Source organism: Mesorhizobium sp. M1A.T.Ca.IN.004.03.1.1 (assembly GCF_003997555.1).
Classification (GTDB): domain Bacteria; phylum Pseudomonadota; class Alphaproteobacteria; order Rhizobiales; family Rhizobiaceae; genus Mesorhizobium.
Genome location: NZ_RZTV01000979.1, coordinates 1 through 241, shown reverse-complemented (window position 1 = coordinate 241; position 241 = coordinate 1). Strand labels below are relative to the sequence as shown.

The following is a 241-nucleotide window of genomic DNA, read 5'->3' as shown; positions in this document are numbered from 1 at the left end:
CAGCCGATAAAGGCAGTGCCGTCGCCGGCCTCCGCTGACGTTTCGGAAGCCAGGACAGTCGCCTTCGGCTATTGCGGGCAGGGCGCCCATATCAATTGCGTCGGCGACGGTGGCGTCTTCTGGTACAAGGGCGAGAAGATCGTGATTGCCGACATGGCAAGCCCGGCGGTCGACCGGGCGCGCTGTGACGGCGAGCGCCGGGTGGCCTTTGCCGCCAAGTCGCGGCTGCTGACGCTTCTGA

At 66.4% G+C, this 241-nt stretch carries 1 pseudogene; it reads left to right on the top strand.

The features are described 5' to 3' along the window. A pseudogene (locus tag EOD29_RS34605) lies at window positions 1–241 on the top strand (hypothetical protein); the annotation flags it as partial.